19 protein-coding genes are annotated in these 12332 nt (G+C 42.6%); 10 read left to right on the top strand and 9 right to left on the bottom strand.

The window, feature by feature from the left end:
• Positions 1-110 precede the first annotated feature (110 nt).
• Positions 111-449 carry a DUF3147 family protein gene (locus O8C65_01425; protein ID MCZ7355569.1) on the bottom strand — a complete coding sequence of 113 codons (339 nt, stop codon included), beginning with the start codon at positions 447-449 and terminating at the stop codon, positions 111-113.
• 533 nt (positions 450-982) lie between these two features.
• Here O8C65_01425 and O8C65_01420 point away from each other — a divergent pair.
• Positions 983-1234 carry a hypothetical protein gene (locus tag O8C65_01420; GenBank protein ID MCZ7355568.1) on the top strand — a complete coding sequence of 84 codons (252 nt, stop codon included), beginning with the start codon at positions 983-985 and terminating at the stop codon, positions 1232-1234.
• Here O8C65_01420 and O8C65_01415 read toward each other — a convergent pair.
• Entirely contained in the window at positions 1231-1434 is a 204-nt protein-coding gene (locus O8C65_01415) for a hypothetical protein (GenBank protein ID MCZ7355567.1), read from the bottom strand. The genes O8C65_01420 and O8C65_01415 overlap by 4 nt on opposite strands.
• Positions 1435-2000: 566 nt before the next feature.
• On the opposite strand from O8C65_01415, the gene O8C65_01410 reads away from it, so the two are divergent.
• The 9 genes from O8C65_01410 to O8C65_01370 all read left to right on the top strand — a co-directional run bounded on the left by O8C65_01410 (position 2001) and on the right by O8C65_01370 (position 6870).
• On the top strand, positions 2001-2510 hold the full coding sequence (locus O8C65_01410; protein MCZ7355566.1) for an SRPBCC domain-containing protein: 510 nt from the start codon (positions 2001-2003) through the stop codon (positions 2508-2510).
• Positions 2511-2528: 18 nt separating this feature from the next.
• A complete protein-coding gene (locus O8C65_01405) occupies positions 2529-3143 on the top strand; it encodes a dihydrofolate reductase family protein (GenBank protein MCZ7355565.1) in 615 nt (204 codons plus the stop codon).
• An 84-nt stretch (positions 3144-3227) separates the two neighbouring features.
• Positions 3228-3590: a VOC family protein gene (locus O8C65_01400; GenBank protein MCZ7355564.1), complete on the top strand. Its 363-nt coding sequence runs from the start codon at positions 3228-3230 to the stop codon at positions 3588-3590.
• Positions 3591-3595: 5 nt separating this feature from the next.
• The gene (locus tag O8C65_01395) at positions 3596-4186 is read left to right on the top strand and encodes a dihydrofolate reductase family protein (GenBank protein ID MCZ7355563.1); all 591 of its coding nucleotides are present in this window, start codon (positions 3596-3598) and stop codon (positions 4184-4186) included.
• Between the two features lie 10 nt (positions 4187-4196).
• Positions 4197-4772 (top strand): dihydrofolate reductase family protein, encoded by a 576-nt coding sequence (locus O8C65_01390; protein MCZ7355562.1) that lies wholly within the window; start codon positions 4197-4199, stop codon positions 4770-4772.
• A gap of 119 nt (positions 4773-4891) precedes the next feature.
• A complete protein-coding gene (locus O8C65_01385) occupies positions 4892-5275 on the top strand; it encodes a hypothetical protein (GenBank protein MCZ7355561.1) in 384 nt (127 codons plus the stop codon).
• 100 nt (positions 5276-5375) lie between these two features.
• On the top strand, positions 5376-5858 hold the full coding sequence (locus O8C65_01380; GenBank protein MCZ7355560.1) for a VOC family protein: 483 nt from the start codon (positions 5376-5378) through the stop codon (positions 5856-5858).
• 26 nt (positions 5859-5884) lie between these two features.
• Positions 5885-6292, top strand: coding sequence for an SRPBCC family protein (locus O8C65_01375; GenBank protein MCZ7355559.1), 408 nt, complete (start codon positions 5885-5887; stop codon positions 6290-6292).
• An 11-nt stretch (positions 6293-6303) separates the two neighbouring features.
• Complete coding sequence (locus tag O8C65_01370) at positions 6304-6870, top strand: dihydrofolate reductase family protein (GenBank protein ID MCZ7355558.1); 567 nt, start codon at positions 6304-6306, stop codon at positions 6868-6870.
• Positions 6871-6966: 96 nt separating this feature from the next.
• Here the strand turns inward: O8C65_01370 and O8C65_01365 are convergent, their stop codons facing one another.
• From O8C65_01365 to O8C65_01335, 7 genes are all read right to left on the bottom strand, one after another.
• Positions 6967-8142 carry an NAD(P)/FAD-dependent oxidoreductase gene (locus O8C65_01365; GenBank protein ID MCZ7355557.1) on the bottom strand — a complete coding sequence of 392 codons (1176 nt, stop codon included), beginning with the start codon at positions 8140-8142 and terminating at the stop codon, positions 6967-6969.
• Between the two features lie 250 nt (positions 8143-8392).
• Entirely contained in the window at positions 8393-8584 is a 192-nt protein-coding gene (locus O8C65_01360) for a hypothetical protein (GenBank protein ID MCZ7355556.1), read from the bottom strand.
• 81 nt (positions 8585-8665) lie between these two features.
• Positions 8666-8962 (bottom strand): carboxymuconolactone decarboxylase family protein, encoded by a 297-nt coding sequence (locus tag O8C65_01355; protein MCZ7355555.1) that lies wholly within the window; start codon positions 8960-8962, stop codon positions 8666-8668.
• 15 nt (positions 8963-8977) lie between these two features.
• On the bottom strand, positions 8978-10078 hold the full coding sequence (gene arsB, locus O8C65_01350) for an ACR3 family arsenite efflux transporter (GenBank protein ID MCZ7355554.1): 1101 nt from the start codon (positions 10076-10078) through the stop codon (positions 8978-8980).
• A 147-nt stretch (positions 10079-10225) separates the two neighbouring features.
• On the bottom strand, positions 10226-11161 hold the full coding sequence (locus O8C65_01345) for a SufD family Fe-S cluster assembly protein (GenBank protein MCZ7355553.1): 936 nt from the start codon (positions 11159-11161) through the stop codon (positions 10226-10228).
• The gene (locus tag O8C65_01340) at positions 11154-11870 is read right to left on the bottom strand and encodes an ABC transporter ATP-binding protein (GenBank protein ID MCZ7355552.1); all 717 of its coding nucleotides are present in this window, start codon (positions 11868-11870) and stop codon (positions 11154-11156) included. The genes O8C65_01345 and O8C65_01340 overlap by 8 nt, the downstream gene beginning before the upstream one ends.
• Positions 11871-11927: 57 nt before the next feature.
• The gene (locus tag O8C65_01335; GenBank protein MCZ7355551.1) at positions 11928-12125 is read right to left on the bottom strand and encodes a hypothetical protein; all 198 of its coding nucleotides are present in this window, start codon (positions 12123-12125) and stop codon (positions 11928-11930) included.
• Positions 12126-12332: the final 207 nt, after the last annotated feature.

Below are 12332 nucleotides of genomic sequence, written 5' to 3'. Positions count from 1 at the left end.
TTCTAAGAATTAGACGTCTGTTTTCAAGCTATAATACGAAGAGCAAAGAGCAGGGTGAAAGTATTACAAATTGCGTAACGGAAATTTCTGAAAATATACCGTAACGGAATTTAAAACATCTGTGAAAGCCTGGATGCCAGCGGCACAAGCAAAAACCATATCATCAGCCCTACTGCAAGGCTTTTTACCAGCCCTATCCGCTGGGTGAGAAGTATCACGGCAAAAATGTAGGCGAACCATGGTATGTTCCCAACCACGATTCCTTTTGCGAAATCAACGGCCGCTCTCTCCCCCAGGGCATTGCCCACAATGAGCAGGCTTACGATGGTAACGGCAGGTATGGTCGCTATTATCCCGCCTAATTTGGGGCCGAACAGCTCTGCTATCCAGGTAGTCCCTGCTATCACCGCGCCGCCTATCGCAAATCTGATGAGGAGATCGTAATACATGAAGGAATATTCGAATTAAAGGGTAATAAAGTCTGCGAGTTTTATAGAGATATGGTGGGCATGCAGCGGTCGCTTCTTGATTGTCTGATTACTTTCACTTCGCTCTTAACAAATGGTTATACTCTCTCTCCAAAAACCCACACGCTCGCATCAATAACACCAATATTATCTAAATTTCGTCATGGTATACAAATCAAATCTCTATAACATCATATGAGCAAATTTCTAAATCTTCATTTAATTCAGTCATCCAATCTTTGAAATATAATCAAATTTAATTAGGGCCTTCAGACAATAATGCCCCGGATTTTCCAATCCAGTGGTCAGTGACTTCATCAGGATGGCTCATGCTCGTTAAAATTGTAGATTGCTGAAGATCTTTTTTTTTAAAACTATGAATAGAACAAATTGATTACAAAAAATACCTAGGTTTTTATGAGAATATCCGCACCAATATGTTAAAGGCTATCATAATGAGCATACTAATCATTAAATATATATATTGGTAAGATGTCTTTGCTTTAGTGATAAGGATGGCAAAAGAGAGCAGATTTGAAATAATCTTAGAAATGCTAAAGGCATTACAGGAAGAGAAAAATTTAAATAAGACTCAAATAATTCAACGGTCATATCTTGAGCGGGGAAATATCCAAGGATATCTAGATTTTCTATTAAAAAAAGGTTTTATTATAAATTTTAATCAGGACCAGGTATGCTATGAGTTAACTGAAAAAGGTGAAAATTTATTTAAAAGATTAGAGGAAGTAGCCGGGATATTGGGTTAAAATTGAAGTTCCAAATATTCCAGTCCATCGACTGTTATTTTTAGAGTCTCTTCTTCTTTCTCAATAAGTCCCCATTCTAGCAGGAATCGAATCGCTTCATTCAACCTATCTACCGACAGATGGAGTTCATTATTTATCTCCTCAACCCCATGCCAGTTGGAGTCTTGAAGCAGTTCTAATATGCGATCGAGATTTTTCATTATGAGGAAGTGGTTTTCATCATATATAAAATATTTGAGTTGGATTATCATTCGAAATTGAAAATGTCATAGGATTGTAAAACCAGATTTCAGAACCATCAGCCAATTCAGGAAAACAACTTGAACTGGTTCATCCTGCCTTTCAGGAGTTAGCAAGATATGCAAGCCTCCTCGGTCGGGATTTCTGACTGCAGACGATCGTGTTTTGTGCATCCATTGGAATATCTTGAACCAGAATAACAATCGTGGTGCTAAAATCGGGACATGGATAGAGCTAGGAGAATAGCGATTAGAAAATAAAGCAAGAAATGAAACATTATCATACTTTCTAGGTTCATATGATTTTTTGGTTTTTCTTAGCATGTAGTAAAATAATTGAGAAATTGAAGAATGGCAATCTAATACTTTATTATTATGAAGATTAAACTAAATAGTGTATTTGTGGGGAGAAATTATCATGACAACGAGCCACGAGTGGCTGCCGGGCGGGTTTTTCTTTGTTCACCGCCGGGAGTCAGCGGGGGGCAAGGGACTTGATTCGTTAGAACAACCAAGGGGGAATAGATATGACCGAAAAAAAAGCAAAAAGCAACGCCATAAAGAGGACTAAGGAGCGGGAGATCGCCATAACGCGAATTTTTGACGCACCGCGTGAGCTTGTGTGGAAGGCGTGGACAGATCCCGAACGCGTGAAGCGCTGGTGGGGGCCAAAAAACTTTATGTCACCTTTCTGCAAAATCGATTTCCGCGTGGGTGGAGCCTATCTCTTTTGCATGCGATCGCCCGAGGGACAGGATTTTTGGAGCACTGGTTTCTATCGCGAAATAGTTGAGCCAGAGCGTATCGTCTGCACCGATAGCTTTGCAGATGAGAAAGGCAATGTGGTCCCGGCCACCTACTACGGTTTGAGCGCAGACTTCCCGTTAGAATTGCAGGTGACTTTGACATTCGAAGAACATGATGGCAAAACAAGGATGACTTTGAGACATGTCGGCATCCCTGAGGGCCAGATGAGCGATTTGACGGAAGTTGGCTGGAACGAATCCTTCGACAAGCTTGCTGAAAGCCTGAAATGATTAAAAGGAGAAAACATTATGAGAAAACTTATTGTAAGCACATTTGTAACGCTTGATGGCGTTATGCAAGCACCCGGGGGACCGGAGGAAGATCCGACCGGCGGTTTTACCTACGGCGGATGGACGGTCAATTACTGGGATGACATGATGGGGCAAGTAATGGGCGAATCTATGGCAAAGCCTTCTGAGTTATTATTGGGCAGGAAGACATATGAAATCTTTGCTGCGCACTGGCCATACGTTAAAGATGACCCGGTTGCCGACAAATTGAACAGCGTCAAGAAGTATGTTGTCTCCAGAACCCTTGGAGAAGTGACCTGGAATAATTCCACACTGGTAAGGGGAAACGTGGCGCAGGCAATCAGAAATCTCAAGGAGCAAAAAGGGCCCGAACTCCAGGTGCACGGTAGCGGCAATCTTATTCAAACATTGCTTAAACATGATCTTATCGATGAGTTTCGGTTATGGATTTTCCCGGTTACTATAGGGAAGGGCAAGCGGCTGTTTGGTGAGGGAACGCAACCGGTTAATCTCAAGCTGATTGATAGCAAAACTTCTACTACCGGTGTGATCATAGCTACCTATGAACCCGCCGGAGACCTAAAGACGGGATCGTTTGCGCTAAAGGAGTAAAATTATGGCTACCTTCAAGCAAAAAATAACTCCCTTCTTATGGTTTGATAAAAACGCTATCCCGAGGGGCCTTTGGTTGGACCGATGAAAGGCATGGAGGGAAAAGTCCTCACCGCTGTGTTTGAAGTGGAGGGGCAAAGGTTTATGGCCCTCGACGGTGGTCAGTTCTTTAAGCCATCTGGCGCCGTATCCTTCTATGTAGAATGCGAAAAGCAAGAAGAAGTTGACTATTATTGGAATAAGCTCAGTGAGGGCGGCGATCCGAAGGCCCAGCAGTGCGGCTGGCTTCAAGACAAATACGGTTTTTCCTGGCAAATTATTCCTACTACCCTGCCACGCTTGCTCAATGACCCCGATCGAGAGAAAGCCGATCGCGTAATGCAGGCGATGCTCAAGATGAAAAAGATTGATATAAAAACTTTAAAACAGGCATACGAGGGGCGATAAAGGACATGAAAAAATTAGTTGTAGGAGATTTTCTGACTTTGGATGGTATCATGCAGGCGCCGAGTTATCCTTGGGAGGATACGGAAAGAGGGTTCAAGTACGGCGGCTGGCAAATGCCATACTTCGACGCTGAAAAGGGAAAAATTATAGGTGAGCTGATAGCGGCTGCAGATGCTTTGCTCCTTGGTCGGGTGACCTATCAGATCTTTGCCGCGTACTGGCCCAATGCGCCTGAAGATGACCCAATAGGCCATAAACTGAATAGCATACCCAAATATGTGGTATCTACGACCCTGGATAAGGTAGAGTGGAACAATTCAATGCTGATCAAGAAGAATGTCGAGGAAGAGGTCGCCAAACTGAAGCAGCAACCTGGTTCTGGGTTTCTGTACGTCCCAGGCAGCGGGAAGCTGGTGCAGTCCCTGATGAAGGCTGGGATAGTTGACGAATATGTTCTTATGATCCATCCCCTCGTTTTGGGCAGTGGAAAGCGCCTGTTTGAAAACGGGGTTGGTCCCATAAAATTGAAACTGGTAGACAGCAAGACAACAAGTTCTGGTGTTGTGATTCTTACCTATCAACCACAGAGTACGTGAGGTAAGCAATATGAGAAAAATAAGCGTATTTAATCACGTGACAGTCGACGGCTTCTTTGCCGGACCACACGGTGAGATAGATTGGTTCAAGGCAATTAAAAAAGATGATGAATACGATTCGTATACCCATGAGCAGGCGGCCAAATCAGGCAATACGCTGATTTTTGGCCATACGACCTATGAGATGATGAAAAGCTACTGGCCCACCCCGGATGCGATCAAGAACGATCCGGGTATGGCTCGGGTTGTGAACAATAGCCCGAAGATAGTTTTTTCAAAAACGCTGCAGAATGTGGAAGAAGGGCACAATTGGAAAAACATCAAGCTCTTTCATGAAATAAAGCCGGAAGAAATTATCAAGCTGAAAGAGCAGGAGGGCGAAGATTTCACAATATTGGGTAGCGGTACTATCGTGCAACAGTTTGCAAACCACGGTCTCATCGATGAATACCAACTTGTGATCGTCCCCGTTATTTTAGGCGCTGGCAAATGCTTATTCAAAGACGTTAAAAAGATGAACCTGAAGCTTCTCGGAGCAAGAGCATTTAAAAATGGAATCGTCTTGCTTAAATACGGACATGCCTGAAAGCGATGAGAGGATTTAGCATGGATTGAGAATCTGGCATGGAAAGAGGCGTCAAATATTCATATGATCGTCTCAACGAACTTCTTGCGAAAGAATTAACAAAAGGATAAAATGAAAATATGAAAGAATTTATGCTGCTTATACGAAATGATGGTGAAGCAAAAGCATCATTGTCTGCTGAAGAACACCTGGCGTTCATTAAAAAATGTGAGATATATATTGACATTTTAAAAAGTCAAAATAAATTGATAGCCGCACAACCACTCATACTTGAAGGGGTTATTATTACCAGGACAAATAAGGAGTGGAAAGAAAATATTATTGTAATAGGCAAAGATGTCCAGGTAGGATATTACCATATTTTAGCAAATGACATTAATGAAGCTATTAGCATTGCAAAAAACAATCCCGAATTTGAGTACGTTGCTTCTGCAAGTGTTGAAGTAAGACCTATAAAGACAGAAGAAAAAGAAACTGCGTTTGTATATCCGACAAATGTTTAATTTGAATAAATTTGAATGAAATGACAAAAATAAAAATTGTGAACAAAACATTTTTCAAACTAGAAACAATTTAAAGCAAGAAAACTGAAAGGAGATACATATGCAAAAAATTACCCCATTCTTGTGGTTCGACGGCAAAGCCGAAGAGGCGATGAAATTTTATATTTCAATTTTTAAAAATTCAAAGATTATAAGCGTTACTCGATATGGAGAGGAAGGGCCAGGCCCGAAAGGTACGGTAATGACCGCGAGTTTCCTAATCGAAGGGCAAGAATTTGTAGCACTTAACGGCGGCCCGCAATTCACTTTCTCACAAGCCATATCTTTTGTCGTGAACTGCCAGACACAGGAAGAAGTAGACAAGTTTTGGGAGAAGCTCTCCGAAGGCGGAGAAAAACAACAATGCGGCTGGCTAAAAGATAAATTTGGTGTGTCATGGCAGATCGTTCCTGTTGTATTAGTCGAGATGTTGCAGGACAAAGACCCGGAGAAATCAAAAAGAGTCATGGCTGCAATGCTTAAAATGGATAAAATTGACATAAAAACTTTAAAGCAAGCGTATGAGCTGGCAAACAAGAGATAGAGAAATAGATATGAACAGAGACTTTAATGACGTTTAAATCCCAGCATATCAGTGTTTCGATCAATCGGTCGGCGGAACAGGTTTACGAATTCGTTTCAAATCCTGAGAATCTGCCCAAATGGGCCGCAGGACTCAGCGGTTCCATAAAGAATGTCAAGGGTGACTGGATCGCCGAATCCCCGATGGGAAGAGTCAAAGTTAAATTCGCTGACAAAAATAAATTCGGCATTCTGGATCACGACGTCACTTTGCCGTCTGGAGCGAAAATCTATAATCCCATGCGCGTATTTATCAACAATGATGGCAGTGAATTAATCTTCACGCTGTATCGGCGGCCGGGCACATCAGACCAATTGTTTGCCAAGGACGCAGAGGCAGTCACAAGGGACCTGGAAAAGTTAAAATCACTTCTTGAAAATTCAGCATATCAATAAGGAGGATTAGCATGAGAAAAATAATTGTATCCGAGATGGTAACACTTGATGGATTCTTTGCAGGACCTAATGGGGAAATAGATTGGCATATCGTGGATGAAGAATTCAACCAGTATGCCATCGATCTACTTAATACGGTCGATACTATTTTATTCGGACGAGTGACTTATCAGCTTTTTGAAAGTTATTGGCCTGCCGCGGTTGCATCAACTTCAAAGAGCGATCTTGAAATTGCTCACAAAATAAATAATATGACCAAAATTGTTTTCTCAAAGACTCTGGGAAAAGTTGAATGGAAAAATGCCAGGCTGGTTAAAGAGGTAATCCCGGAAGAAATCGCAAAAATGAAACAGCGGCACGGTAAGGACATGGTGATATTCGGTAGTGGCAGCATTGTATCAACTTTTACACAGCTTGGCTTAATTGATGAATACCGGATTATAGTGAATCCTGTTATCTTAGGCAATGGCAAACCATTATTAAAACACATCAAGGACAGGATTGATCTTAAACTTTTAAGAACAATGACGTTTAATTCGGGGAATATTTTACTTGTCTATCAGCCTGCAAAAAAATAACCGGGAAAGAACTGTAATGCGTTCCTGAAATATTCGCCCCTATGAATACCAGAATAAAAAAATGCGTTTGCGGATTCCAGTATTTCTTCCATTGTCTTATGCATACTGTCCCGCTACAAAACCGGAAGCCCATGCCCACTGTAAATTGTATCCCCCCAGTTGCCCTGTCACATCTATGACCTCACCTGTAAAATAAAGACCTCTTACTTTCCTGGATTCCATTGTTTTGGATGAGAGTTCATTCGTGTCAATTCCTCCAAGAGTGACCTCAGCCGTTTCAAAGCCTTCAGTAGATCCCGGTTTGATCTCCCAGTTATGAACCTGATGATCGATGTTCCTGAGTTCCTTTTCATTATATTGACTGATCGGTTTTGACTGGAGACTCAAGGCACACCATATCTTCGAAAATCGCAAAGGCAGATATTCCGAAAGCAGGTTATGCATCTCAATTTTACTTTTGTTTTGCTGTCTTGCCATGAAAATACCGTATAAATCAATATCAGGCAATAGATCGATAACGATGGTGTCTCCCTCCTTCCAGTATGATGAAATTTGAAGTATTGCAGGACCGCTAAGTCCCCTGTGAGTGAAAAGGATGCTTCCCCGAAACTCCATATTATTGCATTTGATAACGGCATCAATTGAAATACCGCTCAGTTCGGCAAACCTTGCCAGGTCTTCCGGGGAAAAAATGAAAGGAACAAGCGCGGGTTTTGGCTCTTTAATATTTAGGCCGAACTGCTTTGCTATCCTGTACCCGATGCCTGAAGCTCCTATCTGTGGGTAAGACAATCCACCGGTAGCAATCACAAGCGACTCCGACTCAAAAATCCCATGATCAGTCGATACTATAAAAGATAATTCTTTTTTCACATCCATGATCTGGCAATTTAAAATCATGTTTACACCCGCATCATTACTTTCATCCTGGAGCATTCTTATTATATCCTCCGAGCTTTTTGCGCAGAATAATTGACCCTGTTCTCTTTCCTGATATTTTACGCCGTGTTTTTCAAGCAGGGCGATAAAATCATCCGGAGTAAAACGGGAAAGCGCAGACTTGCAGAAATGAGGATTATTTGATAAATAATTCATGTGGGATGTATTTATATTAGTAAAATTACAGCTTCCACCCCCCGAAATGCGAATTTTTTTCCCGATTTTCGAAGCGCGGTCAAGAACGAGGACAGAGCGACCTCTTTTTCCGGATTCAATGGCGCACATCATGCCTGATGCACCTGCTCCTATTATGATAACATCTTTTTTGATCATATTTTTCTCAGGTTTCACTACGTTGCTTTCTCCTGTATTATTCTTATCCGGGTATGTATGGATAAAATAATTATTTTTTCCTGCGCGAGAATCGCAAATCAGTATATTAAAACCCGAAGTATCCATGCCGGAGCATAGGAATTTATTCCATTACTCACTTCATTATATGATAAACTTTGGAAGACAAAAAAAATTATTGCTTAACGTTATCGTTTATCTCTGGAATCCTGCTAAAATCGGTGATGATTTATTATTTCTCTGTGAGCACGTCCACGCGCTGATGAAGCTCTGCCACGCTTTCTGCAAGGATTTTGACCACCTGGGCACATCTATCCACAAAACTTGCCGTCGACGTAATGTCAAGATTATCTTTTGAATCCGAAATATCCTTCATAAGGCTTTCTGCCATTTCTATGATCTCTTCCGGTGTGTTATCTATCATTGAACTCTCCTCCCTTAGTAGATAGATGTCCTCGATAGGTCTTTAATATTTCTGATTTGATAGGCTTTTTCGTAATCCCATTTATTCCTGCTTTTCTTCCATTATTCTGCTATACACCTCGCTCCATGACAGTTGCGAACCCGCAGCCACGAACATGGCACATGCCACTGCCTCAGCTATCTGTTCGTTGGTAGCACCATGTTTCTTTGCGCGCTCGGCGTGTATCTCGGTACAGCGCTCGCATCTCATGAGTGCAGACGCAGCCACGGAGATGAGTTCTTTTGTGCGCTGGTCAAGGGCGCCTTCCTTATAGACGGCATTTCTCAATTCAGAGAACGCTTTCGCAACCTCAGGTGTGTTCTCGTTGAACCATGACATTTGAAATTCCTCCTTTTATCTCTTAACTGATAGTGGCAAACCGTTTTTGTCAAACCATTTCGCCCTCGCCATCCAGGCGACATGGACAAGCCCGAGCATCACAGGAACCTCGATAAGCGGCCCGACAACGGCCGCGAAAGCCTCGCCGGAGCCTATCCCGAATACCGCAATGGCAACTGCAATGGCAAGTTCGAAATTATTGCTTGCCGCGGTGAAAGCAAGAGTCGTGGAGTCTTCATAGGAGAAGCCCATTTTCTGCGACATGAAAAATGAAAGCCCGAACATTATCGAAAAATATGCAAGGAGCGGGATTGCTATCCTGAAGACATGCCATGGAAGGGCTACTATGTACTCTCCCTTCAGGGAGAACATTACTATGATGGTAAAGAGAAGCCCTATAAGTGCAGTCGGGCCAAGCTTTTCCATAAATACATTATCGTACCATTCCTTTCCTTTGATTTTCATCAGAACAGCCCTTGTTATTATACCCGCGATAAAAGGGATGCCAAGATAGATGAAAACCGCCCTGGAGACCTGCATGATCGATATATCGACTATTGCTCCCGCTCCTGCGCCGCCTATCCATGTGGAAAATACTGTGATAAATGCGTAGGCAAGCACGGAATATAATGCTACCTGGAAAAGAGAATTCATGGCAACAAGGACAGCGCACAGGTCGTTGTCCCCTCCTGCGAGCTGGTTCCAGACAAGAACCATGGCGATGCAGCGGGCGAGACCGATCAAAATGAGGCCAATTCGGTACTCCGGGAGGTCGGGGAGGAAGATCCATGCCAGGGAGAACATCAGCACGGGACCAATGATCCAGTTCTGGATGATAGATGCGCTCAGGGCTTTTCCCTGCCTCTTCATTTTGGAGAGTTCCTCGTATTTCACGCCAGCCAGAGGAGGATACATCATCCATATAAGACCTATCGCAATGGGCAGGGAGACCTGCTCGATACGATGTGCATCCAATATCCTGGCTATCTGCGGATATACTGCTCCAATAATTATGCCAGCTGCCATGGCGAGAAGGATCCAGAGGGTCAGGAACTTACTTATTATACTGAGACTTCCTTTACCTGTTCCCCCGGAACGACCGGTTATTTCTTTCAAGTATCGCCTCTCTCCTTATGTGTTTTCATACAACTGATATCTGCTAAATCTAAACAGACGTTTATAAAATAAACATTATACTTGAATATCAAGAAAATTTGATATGATAATCGCATACTCAGGTCTCCTATAGGCCTATGTGATATTTTATTTCAATATCCCTTTTACGATCACGTCCACAGCCTCTTCTGGAGTGAGCCCGTGTGCCATCAGGGTTTCAAGTTGCCTTTTATCCACGCTTCCGATAGCAGCTTCATGGGTTACTTTCGCAAGGGGATGCGTAACATTCACAATAGGAATGGCTTTAGCAACAGCACTGTCCTTTACGATCTCCATGCAGTCTACATGACCTCTTGCACCCGCAGCGTTGCCTTCGGTGATACCGGTTACCTCCGCTTCCGCCCTATCCTCAAGAGCGACCCTTGTTTTTATGAGACCTCTTGAATTTTCGCCATCGAGCACGACCTTTTCTTTTATATTGATCTTATCATCGCCATGACCGAATACCCTTGCTATCAATTCCGTTACAGCATTTTCACCTACCTCGATCGTATAATCTATCCCGAGTTTTCCAACCCTTCCAGTGATCAATGAAAAATCAGTAAAGTACCTGCCGTTTTTGCCAACCTTTACAACCGCCTTCGGGATTACTTCTATTCCCCCGTAAGGTCCATGATAATGAACCTCCGAATATCTCATCTCGGCATTTTCACCTATTTCAACAACTGCATCCATGATATGCCTCACGTTCTCCGCCTTCGGGAATATACAATGTGCAATAAAACGTGCTGAAGAGTCTTTTTCAAGCTGGACATTCATCTTTATTTCCTGTATTCCCTTTTTGTGCATTACGCCAAAGCAAAGGTGTACAGGATGTTTTATGATTCTTCCCTCAAGAACCCTGACGTTTGCAGCAATTCCAGTGGCAGTCTCTTCTGCCTTTACCTCTATTCCATCAACTGCCTTCATGCTTAATATCTTATGACCGCTTGCAACAAGGTGAGCTATATCACCCATACCAAGAATGCTTTTATCCCCGCCAGACTCTCCAAATACTTTCATCAATTCATCAAGTTCAGACATATACACATTCCTCGCTGCTGCATATCTCGCATTTCCTTGATTTATAATATTCAGCAACCTTCTCTGGATCACCAGAGCATACTATTTTACCATCGCAGATCTGGGATGCCCTGTCCGCGATCTTCCCAATTTCCTCCCTGTGAGTAATTAAAAGCACAGAAGCCCCATTTTTCTTTAATACATTGATAACATTTATGATATCCTGTATAGAGAGCATATCTATACCAGAGTCGGGTTCATCAAGGATAGCCAGTTTCGGCTCCAGTGCGACAATGGATGCAAGTTCGATCCTTTTTCTTTCACCGCCGCTTAGTGATTTATCCATCATCCTGGCAATGCAGAGTTCTGGAGAAAGTCCTACCATTTCAAGATAATGGGATGGGTTTATATCTTTTTTCTTCAGGGTCAGGTAATCCCTGACAGAAATACCCTCAAGCCTTACCGGCTCCTGCCAGGCCAGGGTGATTCCGAGCTTTGCCCTTTCGTGGATTTTAAGATCATTAATAACCATCCCTCCAAAAAGTATCTCTCCCGAAGTTGGAACATAACCTTCACATCCCATAATGAGATAGGCAAGAGTGCTCTTGCCTGTTCCATTTTTTCCGAGAATTGCGTGGACTTCTCCAGATTCAACTTCAAGAGAAAGCCCGGAAAATATTTCTCTTTCTTTTACTCGGTATGTTATATCTTTGATCTCAAGCAAAGGCATCTTATTTTGAGCCTCCCCATAAACATAGTTATCTGGTTTTCGTACTTATGAACCTGTTCATTTATTCCATTCTTCTCCAAGCAGTTGCTTTTGATCTACCATGGCAACTATGGAATTGACAAGTTTCTTCCCTTCCTCTATTTCATTCACCTCTCTGATAGTAACTTTTCCGCATGCAAAAAAATTGGTCTTCACGCCTTCCAAGACGTACAAGTACCACGCCAAGACTTTCAGAGTAGTGCGCGCATCCAGCATCCCTGAGAACTCTTTAAGACCAGGACAGCCATAATATTGTTGAAATAAAGCCTATTAGCTTAAAGATACCGACATTTAACCTCAAGCTGCATGGAGTTAGATACTGCTGAGTATCGGCGTCTCCCTTTGAGTTGCTGAATCGAGAGAGAGCAGATGGTGTGCTTTTTAGAATAATGGGTAATTCGAAATATAAATTTACACATAAAA

Source organism: Candidatus Methanoperedens sp. (assembly GCA_027460535.1).
Classification (GTDB): Archaea; Halobacteriota; Methanosarcinia; order Methanosarcinales; family Methanoperedenaceae; genus Methanoperedens.
This window is presented reverse-complemented; position numbering and strand designations above follow the sequence as displayed.

What these genes read in the sequence shown, in the direction of transcription:
- O8C65_01425 (MCZ7355569.1), bottom strand. Translation starts at nt 449, where the DNA reads ATGTATTACGATCTCCTCATCAGATTTGCGATAGGCGGCGCGGTGATA.
- O8C65_01420 (MCZ7355568.1), top strand. Translation starts at nt 983, where the DNA reads ATGGCAAAAGAGAGCAGATTTGAAATAATCTTAGAAATGCTAAAGGCA.
- O8C65_01415 (MCZ7355567.1), bottom strand. Translation starts at nt 1,434, where the DNA reads ATGAAAAATCTCGATCGCATATTAGAACTGCTTCAAGACTCCAACTGG.
- O8C65_01410 (MCZ7355566.1), top strand. Translation starts at nt 2,001, where the DNA reads ATGACCGAAAAAAAAGCAAAAAGCAACGCCATAAAGAGGACTAAGGAG.
- O8C65_01405 (MCZ7355565.1), top strand. Translation starts at nt 2,529, where the DNA reads ATGAGAAAACTTATTGTAAGCACATTTGTAACGCTTGATGGCGTTATG.
- O8C65_01400 (MCZ7355564.1), top strand. Translation starts at nt 3,228, where the DNA reads ATGAAAGGCATGGAGGGAAAAGTCCTCACCGCTGTGTTTGAAGTGGAG.
- O8C65_01395 (MCZ7355563.1), top strand. Translation starts at nt 3,596, where the DNA reads ATGAAAAAATTAGTTGTAGGAGATTTTCTGACTTTGGATGGTATCATG.
- O8C65_01390 (MCZ7355562.1), top strand. Translation starts at nt 4,197, where the DNA reads ATGAGAAAAATAAGCGTATTTAATCACGTGACAGTCGACGGCTTCTTT.
- O8C65_01385 (MCZ7355561.1), top strand. Translation starts at nt 4,892, where the DNA reads ATGAAAGAATTTATGCTGCTTATACGAAATGATGGTGAAGCAAAAGCA.
- O8C65_01380 (MCZ7355560.1), top strand. Translation starts at nt 5,376, where the DNA reads ATGCAAAAAATTACCCCATTCTTGTGGTTCGACGGCAAAGCCGAAGAG.
- O8C65_01375 (MCZ7355559.1), top strand. Translation starts at nt 5,885, where the DNA reads ATGACGTTTAAATCCCAGCATATCAGTGTTTCGATCAATCGGTCGGCG.
- O8C65_01370 (MCZ7355558.1), top strand. Translation starts at nt 6,304, where the DNA reads ATGAGAAAAATAATTGTATCCGAGATGGTAACACTTGATGGATTCTTT.
- O8C65_01365 (MCZ7355557.1), bottom strand. Translation starts at nt 8,142, where the DNA reads ATGATCAAAAAAGATGTTATCATAATAGGAGCAGGTGCATCAGGCATG.
- O8C65_01360 (MCZ7355556.1), bottom strand. Translation starts at nt 8,584, where the DNA reads ATGATAGATAACACACCGGAAGAGATCATAGAAATGGCAGAAAGCCTT.
- O8C65_01355 (MCZ7355555.1), bottom strand. Translation starts at nt 8,962, where the DNA reads ATGTCATGGTTCAACGAGAACACACCTGAGGTTGCGAAAGCGTTCTCT.
- O8C65_01345 (MCZ7355553.1), bottom strand. Translation starts at nt 11,161, where the DNA reads ATGTCTGAACTTGATGAATTGATGAAAGTATTTGGAGAGTCTGGCGGG.
- O8C65_01340 (MCZ7355552.1), bottom strand. Translation starts at nt 11,870, where the DNA reads ATGCCTTTGCTTGAGATCAAAGATATAACATACCGAGTAAAAGAAAGA.
- O8C65_01335 (MCZ7355551.1), bottom strand. Translation starts at nt 12,125, where the DNA reads ATGCTGGATGCGCGCACTACTCTGAAAGTCTTGGCGTGGTACTTGTAC.